At 62.0% G+C, this 22,485-nt stretch carries 17 protein-coding genes; 9 read left to right on the top strand and 8 right to left on the bottom strand.

Annotation, left to right across the window (positions count from 1 at the left end; translation table 11 throughout):
• Positions 1-12: 12 nt before the first annotated feature.
• The 5 genes from EP837_RS09755 to EP837_RS09735 all read left to right on the top strand — a co-directional run bounded on the left by EP837_RS09755 (position 13) and on the right by EP837_RS09735 (position 7,981).
• Positions 13-4,683, top strand: coding sequence for an NAD-glutamate dehydrogenase (locus EP837_RS09755; protein WP_066526908.1), 4,671 nt, complete (start codon positions 13-15; stop codon positions 4,681-4,683).
• Between the two features lie 270 nt (positions 4,684-4,953).
• On the top strand, positions 4,954-5,592 hold the full coding sequence (locus EP837_RS09750; protein WP_066526906.1) for a PepSY-associated TM helix domain-containing protein: 639 nt from the start codon (positions 4,954-4,956) through the stop codon (positions 5,590-5,592).
• A gap of 18 nt (positions 5,593-5,610) precedes the next feature.
• Positions 5,611-6,132 (top strand): DUF2271 domain-containing protein, encoded by a 522-nt coding sequence (locus tag EP837_RS09745; RefSeq protein WP_066526903.1) that lies wholly within the window; start codon positions 5,611-5,613, stop codon positions 6,130-6,132.
• An 11-nt stretch (positions 6,133-6,143) separates the two neighbouring features.
• Entirely contained in the window at positions 6,144-7,013 is an 870-nt protein-coding gene (locus EP837_RS09740; RefSeq protein WP_066526901.1) for a DUF4198 domain-containing protein, read from the top strand.
• A 95-nt stretch (positions 7,014-7,108) separates the two neighbouring features.
• Positions 7,109-7,981 carry an FAD:protein FMN transferase gene (locus EP837_RS09735; protein WP_066529122.1) on the top strand — a complete coding sequence of 291 codons (873 nt, stop codon included), beginning with the start codon at positions 7,109-7,111 and terminating at the stop codon, positions 7,979-7,981.
• Positions 7,982-7,996: 15 nt separating this feature from the next.
• On the opposite strand, the gene EP837_RS09730 is transcribed toward EP837_RS09735, so the two are convergent.
• The 8 genes from EP837_RS09730 to EP837_RS09695 form a co-directional block, all read right to left on the bottom strand.
• Positions 7,997-8,680, bottom strand: coding sequence for a Fe2+-dependent dioxygenase (locus EP837_RS09730; protein ID WP_066526898.1), 684 nt, complete (start codon positions 8,678-8,680; stop codon positions 7,997-7,999).
• 115 nt (positions 8,681-8,795) lie between these two features.
• A complete protein-coding gene (locus EP837_RS09725; RefSeq protein ID WP_066526895.1) occupies positions 8,796-11,162 on the bottom strand; it encodes a TonB-dependent receptor in 2,367 nt (788 codons plus the stop codon).
• A gap of 58 nt (positions 11,163-11,220) precedes the next feature.
• The gene (locus EP837_RS09720) at positions 11,221-11,517 is read right to left on the bottom strand and encodes a ribbon-helix-helix domain-containing protein (protein WP_066526893.1); all 297 of its coding nucleotides are present in this window, start codon (positions 11,515-11,517) and stop codon (positions 11,221-11,223) included.
• The gene (gene phbB / locus EP837_RS09715) at positions 11,517-12,239 is read right to left on the bottom strand and encodes an acetoacetyl-CoA reductase (RefSeq protein WP_066526888.1); all 723 of its coding nucleotides are present in this window, start codon (positions 12,237-12,239) and stop codon (positions 11,517-11,519) included. Before phbB ends, EP837_RS09720 begins: the two co-directional genes overlap by 1 nt.
• A 30-nt stretch (positions 12,240-12,269) precedes the next feature.
• Positions 12,270-13,241 carry a ferrochelatase gene (gene hemH / locus EP837_RS09710; RefSeq protein ID WP_066529120.1) on the bottom strand — a complete coding sequence of 324 codons (972 nt, stop codon included), beginning with the start codon at positions 13,239-13,241 and terminating at the stop codon, positions 12,270-12,272.
• Between the two features lie 8 nt (positions 13,242-13,249).
• Positions 13,250-15,526 (bottom strand): molybdopterin cofactor-binding domain-containing protein, encoded by a 2,277-nt coding sequence (locus EP837_RS09705; RefSeq protein ID WP_066526886.1) that lies wholly within the window; start codon positions 15,524-15,526, stop codon positions 13,250-13,252.
• A 39-nt stretch (positions 15,527-15,565) separates the two neighbouring features.
• Positions 15,566-16,000 carry a CoA-binding protein gene (locus EP837_RS09700; protein WP_066529118.1) on the bottom strand — a complete coding sequence of 145 codons (435 nt, stop codon included), beginning with the start codon at positions 15,998-16,000 and terminating at the stop codon, positions 15,566-15,568.
• A 69-nt stretch (positions 16,001-16,069) separates the two neighbouring features.
• Entirely contained in the window at positions 16,070-17,029 is a 960-nt protein-coding gene (locus EP837_RS09695; RefSeq protein ID WP_066526884.1) for an Mrp/NBP35 family ATP-binding protein, read from the bottom strand.
• Positions 17,030-17,102: 73 nt separating this feature from the next.
• Between EP837_RS09695 and hflK the strand changes: the two genes are divergently transcribed.
• The 4 genes from hflK to EP837_RS09675 all read left to right on the top strand — a co-directional run bounded on the left by hflK (position 17,103) and on the right by EP837_RS09675 (position 22,477).
• Positions 17,103-18,233 carry an FtsH protease activity modulator HflK gene (hflK, locus tag EP837_RS09690; RefSeq protein ID WP_197486263.1) on the top strand — a complete coding sequence of 377 codons (1,131 nt, stop codon included), beginning with the start codon at positions 17,103-17,105 and terminating at the stop codon, positions 18,231-18,233.
• Positions 18,233-19,081, top strand: a complete 849-nt coding sequence (gene hflC, locus EP837_RS09685) for a protease modulator HflC (RefSeq protein ID WP_066526880.1) — start codon at positions 18,233-18,235, stop codon at positions 19,079-19,081. Before hflK ends, hflC begins: the two co-directional genes overlap by 1 nt.
• Before the next feature lie 141 nt (positions 19,082-19,222).
• The gene (locus tag EP837_RS09680) at positions 19,223-20,734 is read left to right on the top strand and encodes a Do family serine endopeptidase (protein ID WP_066526878.1); all 1,512 of its coding nucleotides are present in this window, start codon (positions 19,223-19,225) and stop codon (positions 20,732-20,734) included.
• Positions 20,735-20,848: 114 nt separating this feature from the next.
• Positions 20,849-22,477, top strand: coding sequence for a helicase HerA-like domain-containing protein (locus EP837_RS09675; RefSeq protein WP_066526877.1), 1,629 nt, complete (start codon positions 20,849-20,851; stop codon positions 22,475-22,477).
• Positions 22,478-22,485: the final 8 nt, after the last annotated feature.

The raw sequence follows: 22,485 nt of genomic DNA, 5'->3' as shown, positions 1-22,485 counted from the left end.
AGAAGGTTACGCATGACGGCACTGGCTGAGCCCAAGACCAAGAAAGTCGATGCATCGATCCGCCAGGCGCTGGAGGCGGCGCTTGAGCGAGGCGCGCTTCCTGGCGAGAGCGACGATTTCGATCATGACGCCGCATCGGCCGCCGCCGCTTTCCTGGGTCGCACCGCCAGCGCGCGTAAACCCGGCCAACTCGCCATCGCTATCGAAACTTTGGGGGAAGGCGCAACCGGCCGCTACATGCGGGTCGCGATCATCAATGACGACATGCCGTTCCTGGTGGATTCGATCGCGAATGTCTTCGCCGCTCAGGACATCACCATCCATCGCCTGCTGCATCCCGTCCTGTCGGTCGATCGCGGTGAGAACGGCACGCTTACCGCCATCCTCGACGACGAAGCCCCCGGCGCCCGGCGTGAATCCCTGATCTATATCGAGGCGGACCGCGCCGATGCCAGGGGCCGCCGCGCACTGGAAAAGGCGCTGAGCGAAACATTGGCCGACGTCCGCGTCGCGGTCGCCGACTGGCCCAAGATGCGTGACGCCATGGCCCGCGATGCCGACGCCATTCCCGATGGCGAAGGCGCCGCCCTGCTCCGCTGGTTCCTCGCCCGTCATTTCACCCAGACCGGCCATGAACGCCGCCGCCGCGACGGCTCCGCCGAGGATCAGCTCGGCATCTGCACGCTGGAGGAGGCCCCGCTGCTGTCCCCGGCCTCGCTCGAAGCCGCCTTCGCCTGGTTCGAGGAGGGTAAGCGCAACCCGCTCATCATCAAATCGAACCATCTGTCGCGCGTCCATCGCGCCGTACTGCTCGACCTCATCATCGTGCCCGTGCGGGAAGGCAAGGAAGTCGCCGCGCTGTCCATCCATACCGGCATGTGGACCAGCGCCGCACTCGCCGCCAGCCCTGACAAGGTGCCGCTGCTGCGCTCGGCCCTGTCTGCACTGATGGACAAGTTCGGCTTCGACCCCGGCGGCCATGCAGGCAAGGTCCTCGCCCATGCGCTCACCGCCCTGCCCCACGACATATTGATCGGCTTCGATCATGAAACGCTGGAGCGGCTGGCCCTCACCTTCATGTCGCTCACCGATCGGCCGCGTCCGAAGCTGGCGCTCGGCACCAGCGCGCTCGCCCGCCACCTCTACGCCTTCGCCTGGCTCCCGCGCGAAGAGTTGACCACCGCCCGCCGCGTCGCCGTTCAGGACATGCTCTCCCACGCCGCCAAGGCGCCGGTGCTCAGCTGGTCCATTGCACTGGAGGAAAGCGGCCTTGCGCTGCTCCGCATAACGCTCGACCTGCGCGACGGCGGCGTGGTGCCCGACGAAGCGCCGCTCGACCGGCAGCTCAAGCAGATGGTGCGCGGCTGGCTCCCGGCCGTAGAGGCGGCGCTTGCCGAAACTGAAGAACCCGGCCGCGCCGCCGCCCTTGCCCAGCGTTACGCACCCGGCTTCCCCATGGCCTACCGCAACGGCGCAGGCCCCGCCGAAGCCGCGATCGACATTCGCCTGCTGCACGGTCTTGCAGGCCCCGGGGACAAATCGATTCGCATCTATCGCAATGGCGAAGACACGCCCGAACAATTGCGGCTAAAACTCTACAGCCAAAACGTGATCGCCCTTTCGGAAGTCGTCCCGGCATTCGAGAATTTCGGTTTCCGCGTCATCGATGAAATGACGACCGCGATCGACAATGGCGCGCAGGGCCATGTCCAGCGTTTCGTCCTGGAACTGCCCGCTGGCGGTGATGGGGAAGCCGTGGTCTCGCGCGCTTCCGTCGTCACCGAAGCCATCGCCCAGGTGCTGGAAGGCCGGGCGGAAAATGACCGCTTCAACGAACTGATCGTGACCGCGGGCCTCGCTCCTCGGGCGGTCGTTCTGTTCCGCGCTCTCTTCCGCTATCTGCGCCAGACCGGCATGGCCTATGGCATGGCGACCTTCGCCGAAACGCTGCGGCGCGAGCAGGAAATCGCGCGTCAGCTCATCACTTTGTTCGAAGCGCTGCACGATCCCGCCGGCAAGGATGGCTCCGCCTGCGCCGAGCAGGCGCAGGCCGCGATCAATGCGGGCCTGGAAAAGGTCAGCGCCATCGACGAGGACCGCGTGCTGCGCCTGCTGCGCGCCGTCATCACCGCCACGCTGCGTACCAATTTCTTCAGCAACGCCGCCGCCGAGGCGCTCGCCTTCAAACTCGACAGTGCGCAAATCCCCGGCCTGCCCGCACCGCTGCCTTGGCGCGAAATCTGGGTCTATTCGCCTCGGGTCGAAGGCATCCACCTGCGCGCCGGGCCGATCGCGCGCGGCGGCATCCGCTGGTCCGACCGTCGCGACGACTTCCGAACAGAAATTCTCGGCCTCATGAAGGCGCAGCGAGTCAAGAACGCCGTCATCGTTCCCACCGGGGCCAAGGGCGGCTTTTACCCCAAGCAGCTGATCAGCCCGCAGATCGATCGCGACGCGTGGATGGCGGAAGGAACGGAAAGCTACCGCATCTTCATCCGCGCCCTGCTGTCGGTGACCGACAATCTTGTCGGCGGCAAGGTGCGGCATCCCCCGCAAACCGTCATCCATGACGGCGACGATCCCTATTTTGTCGTCGCCGCCGACAAGGGCACGGCTTCTTTCAGTGACGTCGCCAACGCCATCGCGCTCGATCAGGACTTTTGGCTGGGCGATGCCTTCGCCAGCGGCGGCTCGCACGGCTATGACCATAAAGCGATGGGAATCACCGCGCGCGGCGCGTGGATCAGCGTCCGCCGCCATTTCGCCGAAATGGGCATCGACGTGCAAAGCGAGCCTGTCACCGTCGTCGGCTGCGGCGACATGTCGGGCGACGTGTTCGGCAATGGCATGCTGCTGTCCAAGTCGATCCGGCTGCTTGCAGCCTTCGATCATCGCCACATCTTCCTCGATCCCGATCCCGAACCGGCCAAGAGCTGGGAAGAACGCAATCGCCTGTTCCAACTCCCCCGGTCGAGCTGGGAAGATTATGACAAATCGCTGATTTCCAAAGGCGGCGGCGTCTTTCCGCGCACGCTGAAGAGCATCCCGCTCACCCCGCAGGTCCAATCCATCCTCGGCGTGACCGCCACGGAAATGGAGCCCGCAGCGCTCATCGGCGCGATCCTCAAAAGCCCCGTCGATCTCCTCTGGTTCGGCGGCATCGGCACTTATGTAAAGGCCGCTTCCCAAAGCCAGGGCGACGTCGGTGACCCTGCCAATGACCGCCTGCGCGTCAATGCGGAGGACTTGCGCGTCAAGGTCGTGGGTGAAGGCGCCAATCTGGGCGTCACCCAGGCCGCGCGCATCGCTTTTTCGCTGCGCGGCGGCCGCATCAACACCGACTTCATCGACAATTCGGCTGGCGTCGATTGCTCGGATAATGAGGTGAACATCAAGATCGCCCTCAACAAGGAAATGATCGAAGGGCGGCTGAACTTCGATGCGCGCAACAAGCTGCTCGACAGCATGACCGACGCCGTCGCCGATATCGTATTGGAGGATAATCGCCTCCAGGTTCTCGGCCTTTCCATCGCCGAAACAGGCGGTGCTGCCGACCTCGCCAGCTATGTCCGCCTCATCGAAACCTTTGAGGAAAGCGGCCGGCTGGACCGTCAGGTCGAAGGACTTTCCTCCAACGACCAGCTGCTCCGCCGCGGGCAGGACGGGCTTGGCCTCACCCGCCCAGAACTCGCGGTGCTGCTCTCGACCGCCAAACTCGCGCTGCAGGATGCCATCGAACATGGCGCACTTGCCTCCGATCCCACTATGGTTGCCGAACTGGCCGCCGCTTTCCCCCCTGCGATGCGCAAGAAGGAAGCAGACGCGATCGCCGCCCATGCGCTTGCGAAGGAAATCGTCGCAACAAAAGTCGCCAACCGTATCGTCAACCGCCTCGGCCTCATCCACCCGTTCGAGCTGACGGAAGAGGAAGGCTGCTCGCTCGCCGACCTCGCCAGCGCCTTCCTGATTGCCGAACGGCTCTATGACATCGGCACGCTCTGGGCGGCGATCGACGCCGCCGATATGTCCGAAGCCGCACGGCTTGCGCTGTTCGCCGATATAGCGAGCGGCGTCCGGGCGCAGATCGCCGATATATTGCGCAGCCTGCCCGCTGGCACACTTCCCGGCGCGGGCCATGCCCTGCTGGCGAAGGGCGTCGAAAAGCTCGCTACCCAGGTCGATGACCTGCTCACCAGCGAAGCCTTGCGTCGAACCAACGCCGTTGTTGATCGCCTGCTCATCCTCGGTGCGCCCGAAGATCTCGTCCGCCGCACGGCGGGCCTGTTCAAGCTCGATGGCGCGGTCGGCATCGCCGCCCTTGCCGGACGGCTGAAGGTCGATGAAGTCGCGCTGACGCGCGCCTTCACCCATCTGGGCGAAGCGGTCGGCATCGACTGGGTCCAATCCACCGCCGCGCGAATGACCCCCTCCGATCCTTGGGAAAGACTGCTCATCTCAGGTGTCGCCCGCGACATGCAGCAGGTCCGGCTCGACTTTCTGGAGCAGGGCGGCAAAGGCCATGGCAAGGATATCATCGCCCATGTGGACGCCTGGCTCGCCGAAAAGCAGCCCCGCATCCATCAATTCCGCGCCTTGGTTCAACGCGCCAAGACCGCCGCAGCCCCCAATGTGGCCATGCTCGCCGAAATAGCGGGGCAGGCAAGAGGGCTGCTCGCCAAATAACGCCCACCCGTCATCCCAGCAAAAGCTGGAATGACGGTTCGACCGCGAACTCTAGGCAGGGCATTACAGCCCCCGCTCCTCACCTCGGTTCGCCCCGAGCCTGTCGAAGGGCTCCTCTCCTCAATAAGAGCCGATCCGACAAGGGCCTCAAAACAGTCCCCACAAGGCATCAACCCCATACATTTTGATACAATTTTCCCGCCGCCTCGGTTTGCAATTGCGAGTCGTTCGCGTTATGCGGACGCGTCATTGCCAGGACCGATCCAACCCATGCACGCTCCCGTTCGCGTTCAGCCCAAGAAAAAGAAGAAAGCCTTCTGGCTGAAGCAACTGCACAGCTGGCATTGGATCAGCTCCGCGATCAGCCTTATCGGCCTGCTGCTCTTCGCTTTCACCGGCATCACCCTCAACCATGCCGCCGATGTGGAGGGCTCTCTGCAGACGGTTGAAAAGTCCGCAACCCTGCCCGCTGCCCTGCGCACGCAGGTCGCGCCGGATAACGCTCCCGACAGCAAGAAGCCCCTTCCCGCTCCTATCGCCGCCTGGGTTGAAAAGGAAATCGGCGCTCGCGTCGCTGGCGAGGCCGAATGGTCCGCGGACGAAATCTACCTCGCCCTCCCTCGCCCCGGCGGCGACGGCTGGGTCTCGATCGACCGGCAGAGCGGCCAGCTCACCAGCGAAAGCACAAGCCGTGGTTGGATCAGCTATCTCAACGACCTCCACAAGGGCCGCAATACCGGCGCCGCCTGGAAATGGTTCATCGACATTTTCGCCGCCGCTTGTTTCCTATTCGCAATGACCGGCCTGCTCCTCCTCCAGCTCCACGCCGCCAAGCGCCGCAGCACCTGGCCCCTGGTCGGGGCGGGCTTCATCATCCCAACCATTTTAATTCTTCTTTTCATTCATTAATTCAGGGGAACAGCAGCGATGCCAAGTGGCTATAAACTCATCCTCGGCACCGGCGCAGCGCTCGGCGCAGCCATGCCAGCCACCGCCCAGACACTCAGTGTCAGCGTCGCCATTCCCCGCTTGCCGGTCGCCGAATATCACCGCCCCTACGTCGCAATCTGGCTCGAAAAGGAAGGCACAACGCCTCGCACCCTGTCGGTCTGGTACGATGTCGATAAGGCGAAGGGCGAAGGCACCAAATGGCTCCGCGACGTCCGCCAATGGTGGCGGACCTCGGGCCGTTCCATGAGCTTCCCCGCCGACGGCATCACCGGCGCCACGCGCGCGCCCGGCGACCAGAAGATCGCCTTCACCGCAGGAAAAGGTCCGTTGGGTCCGCTGTCGCCGGGCAGCTACACACTCGTCGTCGAAGCCGCCCGCGAAGTCGGCGGCCGCGAACTGGTCCGCCTGCCCTTCAACTGGCCGCCCAAGCCCGGCGCCGTTATCCGCGCCAAGGGCAGCACTGAATTGGGGGCGGTCAGCCTCAGCTTCGGCAAATAAAGGGGATTATCATGAAAGCCAAATATCTGATCGCAGGCGCCCTCGCCGCCCTGATGGCTTCCGGAGCCGCTCAGGCGCACCGCCAATGGATGCTTCCCTCTTCCACGACATTGTCGGGAACCGACAGCTGGGTCACCGTCGATGCAGCGGTGTCGAACGATCTTTTCTACTTCGAACATATGCCGATGCGCATCGACAATGTCACCGTTACGCAACCTGACGGCTCGGACGGCAAGATTGAGAACGCCGCCACCGGCAAGTACCGCTCAACCTTCGATGTCCATCTGACACAGCCCGGCACCTACCGCGTGGCCAGCGTCTCCACTGGCGTCATGGGCAGCTACACGCTGAATGGCGAGATCAAGCGCCTGCCCCGCGGAACCACCAAGGACAATCTCGCCGCCATTCCCGCAGGCGCTACCAACGTCCAGACCGCCGAAGCGTCCAACCGGAACGAGATTTTCCTGACCCTAGGCGCACCTACTGCCACTATCTTCAAGTCCACCGGCGTCGGCATCGAACTGGTGCCCGTCACTCATCCCAATGACCTTGTATCGGGCGAAGCGGCGACCTTCCAGTTCCTGCTGGATGGCAAGCCTGCCGCCGGCCTCAAGGTCACCGTCATTCCCGGGGGCATCCGCTATCGCGACGCGCTTGGGCAGCAGGACCTGACCACCGGCAAGGACGGCAAGCTCTCCATCACTTGGCCGCAGCCCGGCATGTATTGGCTGAACGCCAGCATCGGGGGCGGGCGCGAAGGCGGCGAAGGCAGCCCGGGTGCTGGCCAGCCCAGCGCGAGCGGCCCGCAGGCGGCGCGCCCCGCTACCCCACCTCAGCGTCGCGCCTCTTATGTCACCACGCTGGAAGTGCTCGCACCCTGACGGGGCTCCGTATAGCTATCCCCACCCACCTGTCGCCCGGCACCTTCGCCGGGCGACACCGGGCCGGCATGGTCACCGAATTATCCGGACCCACGATGGGCACCAGCTGGTCTGCGCGCATCGTCGATGCGCCCTCCGGATGCGCCGCCGTGATCGTTGACGTACTCGCTCGCGTCATAGCGCAGATGAGCAATTGGGAAGCGCAGTCTGACATCAGCCGCTTCAACGCCCAGCCTGTCGGCACCTGGACCGCGCTGCCCTGCGACATGATGACGGTCCTGCGGACGGGACTCGACGTCGCGCGTCTTTCTGGCGGCGCTTTCGACCCCGCAGTCGGCCGCCTGGTCGAACGCTGGGGCTTTGGCCCGTCGGGCATCACCGGCCCCCTCACCCTGCAATCCCCCGTTTCTCCTTGGACCAAGATCGAGATCAATGGCGGAAAGGCGCGGCGGCTCGCAGATGTGGCGCTGGATTTTTCCGGCATCGCAAAGGGCTTCGCCGTCGATGCCGTCGCCCAAGCTCTTCGCGATTTGGGCGTGCCCAACTTCCTTGTCGAAATTGGCGGCGAGTTGCGGGGCGAAGGCGTGAGACCCGATCTGCAACCCTGGTGGGTCGATGTAGAAGCACCGCCCGGCCTTACTATCCCGGTGCTGCGCATCGCCCTATGCAATCTCGCCGCAGCGACCTCTGGAGATTATCGCCGCTTTCGCAATGAAGGCGGCCGGCTAATGTCGCACAGCATCGATCCGGCAACCGGCAGCCCGGTAGGCAATGATGTCGCGTCAGTCACCGTCCTGCATGAAACCGCCATGCTGGCTGACGCTTGGGCCACCGCGATCACCGTAGCAGGACCCGAAAGCGGCATGACCCTCGCCACGCGCGAAAACCTTGCTGCCCATCTTGTCCTTCGCACCCGGCAAGGGGCAAAAGAATATATGAGCCCTGCTTTGGCCGCGATGCTGGAATGACCGACTTGGACGCGCTCAGACGTCCGCCCATCGCCGCAGCAAATTGTGGTACAGACCCGTCAGACGGATGACTTGCCCATTGTCATGGCCAAGCTCGGCGGCCAGCACCTGGATGCTGCTGTCGAGATCGAACAGCATCTGCCGGGCAGCATCGTCGCGTACCATCGACTGCAGCCAGAAAAAGCTGGCGACCCGCCGTCCGCTGGTAATCGGTTCCACCCGATGCAACGATGAGGAAGGATAGAGAACCGCATGCCCGGCCGGGAGCTTCACCTGCTGGACGCCGAAATTGGTCTCGATCGTCAATTCGCCGCCATCATAGCTTTCCGGATCTTCGAGGAAGACCGTGATCGACAGGTCGGATCGGACGCGAAACCCCGTGCCAGCCTGAACGCGAACGGCGTTATCGACATGAACACCGAAAGCCTGCCCACCCGTGTAACTGTTAAACAGTGGGGGGAATATCTTCAGCGGCAACGCAGCCGCAATGAACAGCGGCGATTTGCCAAGAGCGTCCAGGATGATCTGTCCCGCCTGCCGCGCCTCGGGCGCATCCTCGGGCAGTTGCATGTTCCGCTTGGCCAACGCGGACTGATGGCCTGATGTCACATTTCCATCAACCCATTGAGCGGCATCGATCAACGCGCGAACGGAGGCAATGGCAGTTGCATCAAGTAGGTTAGGAACGGCGATAAGCATGTCGCACCTCTATCGCTCATGAAAATGGCGGGCAACCGGCCCGAGGAGGATCGCCGGTTGCCCGCCACTCAATGCGCCTCACCAAGGGACGGTGGGGAGGCGCCGTCAACTTACTTTAAAAGCTGTAGAAAAGGCTAAGTCGCGCGGCTCGACCTTCGCCCGGCGTCACCCAACCGCCCGAAACTACGCCGTTCGTAGCGCTGATATTGTTGCGGATACCCGTATAATATTTCTTATCGAACAGGTTCTGGACATTCAGCTGCGCTGTCAGTCCGTTGTTGAAGTTCCACGCGAGGAAAGCGCGGTGCACCCAATAATCATCCGACCGATATTGGGTGCGGTTGAACAGGTTGCTCTGATTGAGCGCGAAGCTACCCTGATAGGTGACCCCATAGCCAAGCTCGAGGCCGAAGGGCAGGCGGTAGCTGGTATAGATGCTGCCCGAATGCTCCGGCGTCTGGATGAGGTCGTCACCCTTTGATGGATCGGGCAGGACGACGCTGTTTGAACAGGCCGTTCGCGGATTGGCGACGCAGCTGTCGGAAGTCCCCTGGACGATCTTGCTGTCCAGATAGGTATAGTTGGCGAAGATCAGCCATTCTGGCGTGATGTTGCCGGTCAGGCCCAGCGCAACACCATCCACTCGGGAATGGCCGTCCAGCACCTGTAGTGTAGGGTTAACTGGGTCGTTGCTCGACACGCGATAATTGGTACGCTCGTTGCGGAAAAGCGCCGCCGTTGCGAGCAGCTTACCGCCCATCAGATTGGCCTTGGCGCCGATTTCATAACTGCGCGCAGTCTCCGGCGCCACATCGCAGTAATCTGATAAGGTCGCGGCTGAACCGCTGGTGCAGCCGGCCCGCACTGTGGCTGATGAGGGCGTCTTGCTATTGGCAAAGGCGGCGTAGAAGCTCAGATGTTCAGCGGGCTTGAACACCGCGCCGATACGATAAGAGAAGAGGTTGTCTTGACTGCGCTGACGCGGACCCGTGGTCGTTGCGCCGCCCGACGCCGGGGTAGCCACAGTATCGGCGCGGAAGATATTGCGGGCATTTTCATAGCGTACGCCGCCATTCACCTCAAACTTGCCCAGTTCCAACGTGTCGAAAGCATAGACCGCGACATTACGGCTGTCGCCATAGCTGTTGCCGGACACGATGTAGTTAGTGGCACCCGTCCAAATCGTATTCGGATTGGACAGACTTATATCCGGCTGCGCCAGCACATTCCCCTGTGCATCCCGAAGCAGATTTGCCGTGGTCAGCTGATAATCCTCCTGCATTGCCGAAAAGCCGACCACCAGCGTATTAAGCAGCTTGCCCGCCTCTCCCGTAACAACCCGCAAATCAGTCTGACTGTAGAGAAGATCGTTGATCTGATCACGCACAAGGCCGCGTGGGCCCGACGGCCGGTAGGTGCCCGCGGCCATACCGCCGGTGCACGCTGCCGCTGTCTGCAGGTTCGTGCCCGTAATCGGCTGCACTCCGTTCGCCAGGCAGAAGGTGCCCTGCGGCGCGCTGGTCACGCTATATTGGTGCACGCGCTGCCAACGGCCCAGCGACCGGATCGACACTGCATCGCTGAACTCATGCGCGAAGATTGCAGTGAACCGATCGATGTTTACATTCTGCCGATCAAGATTGGCGATACCGAAATAGTCGCTGTCATCCACGCCCGGAAGCGGTCCGTCATTGACGGCGTTCTTCACATAGGGAACACCATAGACGGGGGTGTTGCGGTCCTCTTGGTGGAAATAGGAGAGTGTCAGACTGGTCGGTCCATCGACCCCCAGCTTGATGGAGGGAGCGATCCCCCACCGCTTGAAGCGTTCTACATCGCGGCCAGGCATGTCGTTGCGGTGATACATGGCGTTCAGGCGTAGGCCGACAAAGTCTGAGACCCGCTGATTCGTATCGATCGTGGCGCGATAATAATCGTCTGTGCCGATGCCTGCCTCGGCGATCGTCAGATTTTCGGGCTGAGGCGTCTTCGATACAAGATTGATCGTCCCGCCTACCGAGCCGGAGCCGTTATAGACCGAATTGGCGCCATTATAGACTTCGACCTGCTGCATATTGAACGGGTCGGTGCGGCTATATTGCGCGCTGTCACGAACGCCATCCTGAGTGATGTCATTATTGGCGGAATAACCGCGCAGGTTGATGCTGTCGCCATAGCCGCCGCCACCTTCACCTGCGCCGAAGGTAATGCCCGGCACAGTCGATAGAACGTCACGCAGGGTCAGCAGATTCTGCTTCTTGATCGTCTGATCCGAAATGATGGTGATGGTTTGCGGGGTATCCACCAGCGGCGCTGTATTCTTCGGGTTGACCAGTTCATCAGCATAGACGCTGCCAGTCACCACGATCGAATCTTGCGTTGCAACGGTAGCAGCAGCTTCAACCGCTGCGGCGGGCGTGCTGACAATTGCGCCAACACAGCTCAGCGCCAGAAAAGATGCGGACTTCGCATGAGCAGACATGGATTAACCCCCTTCATTGCTGGGGGCGTGCTATTGCGAATCGTTCTTACTGTCAACGCTATTGCGAATAATTCTTATCACTTGCGGCGGCCTGCCGATCGAACAGCCAACAACGGATGGCGCTGGCGAGATTTGGAGCCGGATCAGCTGACATTCTGTCCAGGTCGATACGCGCGATAAGGGCGTTTATGGGCAGTTCTTGGCGAACCGCCTCAACGCGTAAAGCGGCCCAGAAAATAGGCTCGAGGCTGATCGCGGTCTGATGGCCCGCGATCGTCACGCTCCGCTTGACGGGTGGCCCGAAGGGCGATGCAGCGTCCGGCCCCGAAGCACCGCTCACAGGAACCTCGCTCATCAATACATGTGCTGGCCGCCATTGATGGACAGGGTGCTGCCCGTGACGAAGCCCGCATCGTCACTGCAGAAGAAGGCGACGCCGCGTGCAATCTCTTCGGCATGGCCCAAGCGGCCGACGGGGATTTTTGCGACGATTTTCTCCAGCACAGCCGCAGGCACTGCGGCAACCATGTCAGTGTCGATATAGCCCGGAGCGATCGCGTTGACGGTCACACCATATTTTGCGCCCTCCTGCGCCAACGCCTTGGTGAAGCCATGAATCCCCGACTTGGCGGCAGCATAGTTGACCTGCCCATATTGACCGGCCTGGCCATTGATCGACCCGATATTGACGATCCGGCCCCAACCCCTTTCTCGCATGCCTCCAAAGGTCGCCTTGGCCATGTTGAAACATCCACCAAGGTTTATGCGCATCACCTCGTTCCAATCGTCAAAGCTCATCTTGGCGAGAACGCCGTCGCGCGTAATGCCCGCATTGTTCACGACGATATCGACAGGCCCGAGTTTCTCGGCCACCGTTGCGCACCCCTCCAGACAAGCTTGATGATCACCTACGTCCCAACGAAATGACTGAATCCCCGTCTTTTCAGTGAAAGCGCGTGCCTTCTCATCATTGCCTGCATAGTTGGCGGCGACACTGAAGCCCTGTTCCTTGAGGGCCAGGCTGATCGCTTCCCCGATGCCACGTGTTCCGCCGGTGACGATAGCAACTCTGCTCATATCAGCCCCTCCTGTTCAAATGGACGAAACTTAAGTCTCCAGCCACCCCACCAGTTCACGGATGGCTAGAGCGCGGTAAAGATTCATAGCTTCTGGGGAGGCGTTCAAACAGCTTAAATGGGCAAATTTATTACCGCCCGCCGCCAAAAACTCCTCGCGACCTTGCATTGCGATTTCTTCCAGCGTTTCCAGGCAATCCGCCGAGAAGCCGGGGGTAAGAACAGCGACCTTCTTCACACCCTTCACCGGCAGTGTTCGCAAGCTTTCATCTGTCGCCGGGCCGAGCCATTTGGCTCGTCCGAAACGTGACTGAAATGAAACGCGCACCTCCCGGTTCAGCGCGTCCCCCAGCAGCTTCGCGCTGGCAAGGCACTGGTCATAATAGGGATCGCCCAACGTCCGGGTCCGTTCCGGCATGCCATGAAAGCTGGCGACAAGCAGGTCGGGAGTGAAATCCAGCTCAGCCAACTGCCGCTCGGTCGAGCTGCGCAGCGCTTCGATATAAGCGGGGTCTGCAAAATAAGGCGGCAAGGTCCGGATGGCTGGCTGCGCGCGCATGCCCGCGAGCGCAGCATAGCAGGCGTCCAGTGCAGTCGCGGTCGTCGCTGCGCAATATTGGGGATAGAGCGGCGCCAGAAGGATACGGCCGCATCCGGCGGCGACCATCGCGCTCAACCTGTCGGCGATTGACGGCTTTCCGTATCGCATCGCCCAATTGACGGAGACATCAGGGCCAACCAGCGCCTGCAATTTAACCGCCATTTCACGGGTATTGACCGCCAGCGGAGATCCCGCCTCCAGCCAGACTTCCTTATAGGCTTTGGCCGATTTGGCAGGACGGGTCAGCAGAATGGGGCCACGCAAAATCGGCTGCCAAATCAGCTGCGGGATCTCCACCACACGGCGGTCCGAGAGAAATTCTTTCAGATAGCGGCGTACAGAAGCGGCATTCGGTGCATCAGGCGTGCCCAGATTGATGAGGAGGATGCCGATTTTATCCATATTCGATATCATGTCCTGGACAGGATCGGCAGTTGGCGAAAACGCTGTCCGGTGACGGTAAAAAGCGCATTCGCGATCGCTGGAGAGACCGGGGGAGCGCCGATGTCGCTGAGCCCCGCCGGGGGCGCCGTGCTGCGGATGAGCTCGACGGTCACCTCCCCAATATCTGCCAAGCGGGGAAGCCCCATACGTCCAAGGATCGCGCGAGTGGGCATACCCCTGGCATAGGGAACCGATGCGCCCATAGCCAGCGCCAGTCCGTAGATTAGGCCGCTTTCCACCTGCTGGCGCGCGATATCCGGGTTGACCTGTTCACCCCCATCGACCGCCGCGACGATCCGGCCAACGCTAAGCATCCCGCCATCAAGGGCGGCTTCGATCATGACGGCCACATAGGCGCCGTTCATCTCATGGACCGCCAGCCCCTGGCCGCTTCCTTCAATACCGCCCTGCCAACCACCCATCGCGCCGACGGTTGTCAGACAGTGCGCCAGCCGAGGATTGCCTCCCAGCATCTGTATGCGAAAGGACAAGGCTTCAATCCCGGCCTGATGCGCCAATTCGTCGATGAAGCTTTCCGTGAAGAAGGCGCCATGCAGATGAGCGTTGGCGCGCGTGAAGCCGAGCGAAAGACCGGCGCAAGCAGGATAGTGATCCACCGCCCAATTGGGGAGCGCATAGGGGAGTTCCATCCCAGCCACCGCCAAACGCGTGGACGCACCGGCAGAGTCCCGGCTCGCTTCGTGCGGCAACTTGTGATGGGCGATCCGGTCCCATGTCTGGGTCATCGCGCAAGGAGCGGCCACCTTCGCGAGCCAGCCTTCGATGGCGCCGTTGCGGCCGAGCTTTGCCGCCATCCGCGCATGCGCCGGAGCGCTCGGCCGATCCTGGACGACGTCCTCCAGTCGAGACCAGAGTAACTGCACCGGACGCCCCATGTCCCGGGCGACCAACGCGGCCTGAACGCCCGCTTCAAAATCCATCTTTCGGCCAAAGGAGCCGCCTGCATGAAGCGGATAGAGGGTAACCTCATGCTCCGTCATACCAAGCGCGTCTGCGATAGCCGCCCGGGCGAGCGCAGGCGCTTGCGTCGGCATCCATATTTCAGCGACACCATCGCTGATGCGAGCCGTCGCGCACATGGGTTCGAGCGCCAAGTGAAGGCCAGGCGCAACGCTAAATTCGCTGGCGAGGATGGTGGCGTTGTCGAACAGGGACTTGAGATCGCCTTGCGAATAAAGGCGCTGGCCGGCCGAACCTGAAAACGCACTTTCGAGCGCCGCATCGATGCTGGCGCTACTGAGCGGCGCTCCTGCCAGTTCGAAAACAGGGTCACTAAGATCCAGAGCCTTGTTAGCTGCCCACCAGTTCGTGGCGACCACGGCTACCCAACGATCCGTCCGCACCAGCTTGAGAAAGCCGGTAACGGATTTGGCGGCCTGTTCATTGACGCTCTTGAGTAGGGCGTCGCCGATCGGCCCCTGACGGATGGAAGCGAACAGCATGTCGGGCAAGCGAATGTCTGCCGCGAAATTATGGCTGCCGTCGATTTTTGATGGGGTGTCGAGGCGAGGCAGGTCTTGTCCGGCGAGTCTGTCGGCCTGCCCTTGCCGAAACGGCAGTATTTCCGGCAGGTCAAAATCAGCAGCCTCCGCAGCCACCTCCCCGATTTTGAGCGTTCGCTGACCACCATCGGAAATTATGCCATTGTCGATGTCGCAGCTTTCCCAGGGCACGTCCCAGCGTGCAGCCGCAGCCTGACACAGAAGCACGCGGGCCGCCGCGCCAGCTTCCCTGTAAGCGTCGTGAAACATCGGCACCGACGTGCCCCCTCCGGTCAACATCAGCGCCCGGCGGGTGGCATATTGGTCAATGGCCCATTCGCCCGCCTCGCCCACCAAGCGCGACCAATCGCTCGCTAGCCACTCCTTTGCCAGCAAGCTGTTGGCATAGAGCGGACTGATAGGAGCGCTCTGTACGCCGACGGTTCGCCAGTCAGCGCCCAATTCGTCAGCAAGGACCTGCGGCAACAGCGTCGTCACGCCCTGGCCCGTTTCAGTCTGCGGCACGATGACAATGATCCGCCCGGCCCTGTCGACTTTCAGGAAGGCGTTGAAGACCGTCTCGCCAGGCGCAGCGTTGAGATTGGTGCGATAGGTGCGGGGCCAAAGCCCCCACGCCAGCAGCAACCCTGCCGATGCCCCGGCGCCCACCAACAGGGTACGGCGATTGACGCCGCCGACCTGTTTCCTACGGTTTGCCGCCTTTCGCGGTACGCGCCCCATGACCATGCTGATAATGAGGCTTGGCGCGGCTGAAAAGCGCTAATGCGCGCCTATCGGCGGGATATTGAAACGAGGAATATCGATTGCCGGGCAGCGATCCATCACCACCTTCAGACCGGCTGCTTCCGCGCGGGCGGAGGCAGACTCGTTGACAACGCCCAGTTGCATCCAAACTGCTTTGGCTCCCGCCGCTATGGCGTCGTCCACCGCATCTCCCGCTGCCTCGCTGCGCCTGAAGATATCGACCATATCGATCGGTACGCCAATATCCATCAACCGAGCCCAGACGAATTCGCCATGCACATGTTCCCCCGCTATCTGGGGATTGACTGGCAGTACCCGATAGCCATGATCCTGAAGAAACTTCATCACGCCATAGCTTGGCCGGTTCGGCCTGTCCGAAATGCCGATCAACGCGATGGTACGCGTTTCCTGAAGCAGGTCAGCAATATCCTGTGGCTGGGTTAGCGGCATGAGCATGCTCCCTTGATGGCCGGAACCAAACAGACGCGGAATAGCATCAAACCGTTCCCACGGCCTGCCTCAATCGCGCAGCCAGGCCGCCACCTTCTCTGCAATCGCGAGGAAAGCCTTGCCCGACGCGTCGTCACCCGACGCAGGGGGGTCACCTGCATCCGAGCGGCGTCGTATATCGATGGCGAGGGGTATACGCCCAAGGAAGGCCATGCCCATCGCCGAACCGGCCGCCTCCGCTCCACCCGAGCCGAAGGGATCGGAAATTTCACCACAATGCGGACAACTATAGCCCGCCATATTTTCGACGAGTCCTATCAGGGGCACCTGCGTTTGTTCAAAAAGGCTCACTGCGCGGGTCGCATCGATCAATGCCAGATCCTGCGGTGTTGAAACGATCACCGCTCCCACCGGCTTATGCTTTTGAACCATGGACAACTGAACGTCCCCCGTGCCGGGCGGCATGTCCACCACCAGCAGTTCGACCTCACCCCAATCGGCATCGATCAACTGCGACAGCGCGTTGCCTGCCATCGGACCGCGCCAGGCGAGCGCCTTGCCCGGCTCCACCAGATGCGCCATCGACAGCATCGGCACGCCAAAGGGGCTATCGACGGGGATAAGCTGCTTCTCGCGCGCTTGCGGCTTCTTCTCCTCGCTCGCCATCAGCCGCGCCTGCGAGGGGCCGTAAATGTCCGCATCGACAAGACCCACTGCGAAACCCAAGCGCCTCAGCGCCACGGCAAGGTTCGCGGAAAGGGTAGATTTGCCCACACCGCCCTTCCCCGACGCCACGGCGATGATCCTGGGCGCCTTGCGCTCGGCGGTCATCGCGATGCGTACATCCTGCACGCCAGGCACCGATAAGCCGCCTTCCCTGATCGCCGCAGCGACGGCATCGCGCCGCTCAGCGGAAAGGCCGCCCACGTCGAGCGCCAGGGTCATGACGCCATCTTTCACCCGTGGCGTGCTGGCGCGCCCATCAGTCAATGTCTTCAGGCGCGCGGCGAAACTCTCAAGATCGGTCATGACAGTGCCTCCTAGGCAATAATCGTTGCGATGGGCACTGTTTTTCACGCCCCAGCCTTCCTATAGAGACGAAATGAAGAGAATTTTCGGGTGGATGCCTGGCATCGTTGACGCAATGGTCCAGGGTCCCTGGGGCGGCAAAAGCGATGGCCCAGACGGCAATGACGGTTCGGGCAAGGGTGGCGACGGCGGGCCGCGCAATCCCTGGACGCAGCCGGGCCGCTCTCCGGGCAGCAAGGGCCCTTCGGCTATTGAGGAACTGCTGCGCCGTAGCCGCGAAAGCTTCGGCCAGGGTGGCGGCGGTGGCGGCTTTGGCAATCTGCCTCCCCGCCCCACCGGAAAGACGCTCTGGCCTGCCGCCGTCGGCATCCTTGTAGTCTTGTGGCTTGTGCTCACCTGCTTCCATCGGGTCGGCCCGCAGGAACGGGGTGTGGTGACGCTACTCGGCAAATATAGCCGCACCCTGTCGCCGGGCATCAGCCTGACGCTGCCTGCGCCGTTCGAAAATGTCACCACCGTCGATGTTGAGGAAATCCGCGCCATCGACATCGGGTCGCCGAGCGCGCAGAGCGAAAATCTGGTGCTGACCGGCGATCAGAATATTATCGACCTCGCTTATTCGGTGCGCTGGAATATTCGCAATCCCGAGCTTTATCTGTTCCAACTGTCCGATCCGGACGCAACGGTGCGCGAAGTCGCGGAAAGCGCGATGCGATCCGTGGTCGCCAGCGTCAGTCTGGACGATGCTCTGGGCGCAGGCCGCACGGAGATCGAGCAGCAAGTCGAGCAGCGCATGCAGGAGATATTGGACGGCTATAGGTCCGGCATCCGCGTGCAGGGCGTCGCCATCAAACAGGCTGATCCGCCCACGGCGGTCAATGACGCGTTCAAGGCCGTATCGGCCGCCCAGCAGACCGCGCAGACCTATCTCAACGAAGCGCGTGCGGCCGCTCAGCAGGTGACGGCCAAGGCTCAAGGCGAGGCTGCGGCATTCGATAAGGTTTATGAACAATATAGGCTTGCGCCAGACGTCACACGCCGCCGCATGTATTATGAAACCATGGAGGGCGTGCTGTCCAACGTCGATAAGACGATCATTGAAAGCGGGAATGTGACCCCCTTCTTGCCCCTCCCGGAACTGAAGCGCCGCGCCCAAGGGGCCAGCGCCTCTTCTGGCCCCGCCACCACCGGGGAGGGTCAGTGATGCCAACGCTTGTCCGCCATCCTGTAGCGCTCGCCCTATCCGTGATCGCCCTGCTGCTGCTCATCGGCAGCACGGTCGCCATCGTCCCAGAAACGAAGCAGGGCGTGATCGTTCGCTTTGGTGATCCCAAGAAGATCGTCAACCGCTATCGCCCGAAGGAAGATTTCGGCGAAACTGGCGCGGGCGTCATCCTTCGCTGGCCGTTCATCGACCAGATCGTCTGGATCGACAAGCGCGTCCTGTCCGTCGAAATGGAGCGGCAGCAGGTGCTGTCCACCGACCAGCTACGACTGCAGGTAGATGCCTTTGCCCGCTATCGCATCGTCGATCCGCTGCGCATGTATATCGCCGCGGGTAATGAGGAGCGCGTGTCGGACGCGCTGCGGCCGATCCTGGGGTCGGCGCTGCGCAATGAACTGGGCAAACGACCCTTTGCGGCTTTGCTCTCGCCCGAGCGCGGGCAGGTGATGGACAATATCGAGGCCGGGCTTAACCGCGTGGCCCGTCAATATGGCGCGCAGATCGTCGATGTCCGGATCAAACGTGCCGATTTGCCCGATGGCGCCCCGCTGGAAAGCGCCTTCACTCGTATGCGCACGGCGCGCGAGCAAGAAGCGCTGACGATCCGGGCGCAGGGCGCGAAGCAGGCGCAGATCATCCGCGCGGAGGCTGATGCCAATGCCGCCCGCATCTATGCGGAAAGCTTCGGCAAGGATCCGCAATTCTACGATTTCTACAGGGCGATGCAGGCGTATCGCTTCACCTTCGCGCCGGATCGGCAAGGGGCAACGACGATGCTGTTGTCGCGAGACAATGATTTCCTGAAGCAGTTTCAGGGGAGGCAGTGATCGGCGCAAAATCCCGGAAAACAAGACTATAGATCATTTCGGAACCAGCGTCATTCAATGAGGGTTAAGGATGGGCGGCGCATCCGACTCCCGCAGAGGCCCGCCCTTTCCTTTGCCAAGTTCACGAGAGGACCGTCACGAGTGCGTTACGCTTATGCCCTTACCGGCGCCCTGCTGCTCGGTGGCACCGCCATCGCTGTCACCTCCAGCCCGAATGTCGGCGCGCAAATCGCGCAGAATGAAGGGATGCAGGCCGCTGCTCCAGCTGGCGCGCCCGCCAGCCTTGCCGACATGGTTGAAAAGCTGCAGCCGGCAGTCGTCAACATTTCGACACGGCAGCGAGTTCAGGTGCAGAACCCGTTTGCGGGCACTCCTTTTGGGGATCTGTTCGGCCAAGGCCAGGGCACGAAGCCTCAGACTCGCCAAGCGCAGTCACTCGGCTCCGGCTTTATCATTTCGGCGGACGGCTATATCGTCACCAACAACCATGTCGTATCGGCCGGTGCCGAAGGCGCATCTGTGGATTCGATCACCGTCACCCTCACTAATCGCGAGGAATATCCCGCCAAGTTGATCGGCCGCGATCCCGCGACCGATATCGCGGTCCTGAAGATTGAGCCGAAGAAAGCGCTGCCGTTCGTCAAGTTCGGCGACAGCACCAAAGCGCGCGTCGGCGACTGGGTGATCGCTATCGGCAATCCCTTCGCTCTGTCAGGCACGGTTACGGCGGGCATCATCTCCGCCGTCCATCGCGGCACCGGCGGTACCTATGACAAGTTCATCCAGACCGACGCGTCGATCAATCAGGGCAATAGCGGCGGCCCAATGTTCGACATGCGCGGCAATGTGATCGGCATCAACAGCCAGATCCTGTCTCCTTCGGGCGGCAATGTCGGCATCGGCTTCGCCATCCCGTCCGAACAGGCCGCGCCGATCGTCGATACGCTGCGCCGGGGTCAGAGCGTGAAGCGCGGTTATTTGGGCATCCAGATCAGCCCGCTGGGCGAAGATCTAGCAGACTCCCTGGGCCTTGCCAAAAATCGGGGCGAGTTCGTGCAGGGCGTCGAACCTGGCAAGGGGGCAGATCGGGCCGGGATCAAGGCTGGCGATGTGATCGTCAGCGTGGCCGGTCAGGAAGTGACGCCGGACCAGAATCTGTCGTCCATCGTCGCGTCACAGCCCATTGGGTCGCGCGTGCCGATCGTGCTGCTCCGCAATGGTCAGCGCCAGACTGTGACGGCGATTGTCGGCCAACGCCCCTCTGAGGATGAGCTGAACAGCTTCGCCCAGCAGCAGGATGACGACTTCAGCCAGCAACAGGACGATCAATCCGGTGGTGGCCAAGCGACACAGCAGTCGCTGGGCATCTCAGCCATCCCGCTGACCCCCAACATCGTCCGCCAGCTGGGCATAGCCGCCGACACGCGCGGCATTGTCATTACGGCGGTCGATTCCTCTACCGACGCAGGCGCAAAGGGCCTCCGCCGGGGGGATGTGATTATCACCGCGAACAACCGTCCGGTCGCAAGTCAGGCGGATTTGGATGCGGCGGTACGGCAAGTGTCCTCGCAGGGCCGCAATGCGATCCTGCTGCAGGTTCTGCGCCGTGGCCAGCCCGCCGTTTTCCTGCCGGTGCGCCTTCGCAACAAATAAACCCCTCGAATCGCGGATCGTTACGGGCCGCGCTTGCCGGAAGCCCTGTCTCACCACTAGAGTGCAGGCAGACTCCGGCGGGCGCGGCCCGAAGCTTTTGGGGAGCATGACGCAATGAGCGACGGCATTTTTATCGGCCTTGGCGCACCCGGCAAGGATGGCGGCATTCCTCAGACACTGGATCTGCGCAGAGCCAATCGACACGGCCTGATTGCAGGCGCCACGGGCACCGGCAAGACAGTGACGCTGCAAGGGATCGTCGAAAGTTTCTCCGCGCGCGGCGTACCTGTCTTCCTCGCCGATGTGAAAGGCGACCTGTCGGGCATTTCGATGGCCGGATCGCCCACTGCGAAAAATGCCGACAAGCTGGTGGCCCGTGCGAAAGAGATCGGCATCGACAATTACAGCTACGCCGACAATCCCGCCATCTTCTGGGACCTGTATGGCGAGCAGGGACATCCGATCCGCACCACCGTCAGCGAGATGGGCCCGCTGCTGCTGGCCCGCCTGATGGGCCTCAACGAAACGCAGGAGGGCGTGCTTTCCATCGCCTTCAAATATGCCGATGAGGAAGGGTTGCTACTGCTCGACCTTGGCGACCTTCAGTCGATGCTCGCCTACTGCGCGGAAAATGCCGATGAGCTATCAACCCGCTACGGCAATGTAACCAAGGCGAGCGTCGGCGCAATCCAGCGTCAGTTGTTGCAATTGGAAAGCCAGGGCGGCGCGCACTTCTTTGGAGAGCCGGCGCTCGACATTCATGATTTCCTGAAGGCGGACGATCGGGGCCGGGGATATGTGAATGTCCTGGCGGCTGACAAGCTGATGCAGAGCCCAAAGCTTTACGCCACCTTCCTCTTATGGCTGCTGAGTGAGCTGTTCGAGACGCTTCCTGAAGTTGGCGACCCCGAAAAGCCGGTGCTGGTCTTCTTCTTCGATGAGGCGCATCTCTTGTTCGAGGACGCGCCAGGCGCGCTGACCGACAAGATCGAGCAGGTCGTCCGCCTGATCCGGTCGAAGGGGGTCGGCGTCTATTTCGTCACTCAGAACCCGATCGATATTCCCGAGGACGTGGCAGGGCAACTTGGCAACCGCGTTCAACACGCCCTGCGCGCTTTCACTCCGCGCGATCAGAAGGCGATCAAGGCTGCGGCCGAAACCTTCCGCGTCAACCCAGATCTAGATGTCGAGACCGCGGTCACCGAACTGAAGATCGGCGAAGCGCTGGTTTCGCTGTTGCAGGAGGATGGATCACCCGGCATCGTCCAGCGCACCCTTATCGCGCCGCCGCGCTCCCGTTTGGGACCGGTCGATGCGAAGGAACGTGCCATCATCCAGTGTATTTCACCCTGTGCGGGCAAATATGACGAGGCGATTGATCGGGAGTCCGCAGAAGAAATCCTCGCCGCCCGAGGTCAGGCCGCCGCCGCAGCAGTGCAGGCTGCAAAAGCCAAAGAGGCGTCTGACAAGGCTGCCGCCACCCAGGCGAAGCTTGAGGCGAAGCAGCGCGAAGCGGAGTTGAGGGAGCAGGCAAAGCGTGATGCAGTTGCCGCTCGGGAGGCAGAAAAGCCCTCTTCCCTTGATCGGGCAGTACAGTCGGCCACGCGCTCTGCAGCATCATCTGTGGGACGGCAGGTGGCCAATGAACTTGGCCGCGCCGTCTTCGGCGGGTCGAGCCGTCGTTCATCGGGAGGCTTGGCCGGGCAACTGGTTCGCGGCATTTTGGGCAGCCTGTTCAAATAAGGCGTGGG

The sequence above is a fragment of the Sphingobium sp. EP60837 genome (genome assembly GCF_001658005.1).
GTDB lineage: Bacteria > Pseudomonadota > Alphaproteobacteria > Sphingomonadales > Sphingomonadaceae > Sphingobium > Sphingobium tyrosinilyticum.
Note: the sequence above shows the minus strand (reverse complement) of the source record. Positions and strands in the feature narration are given on the sequence as shown.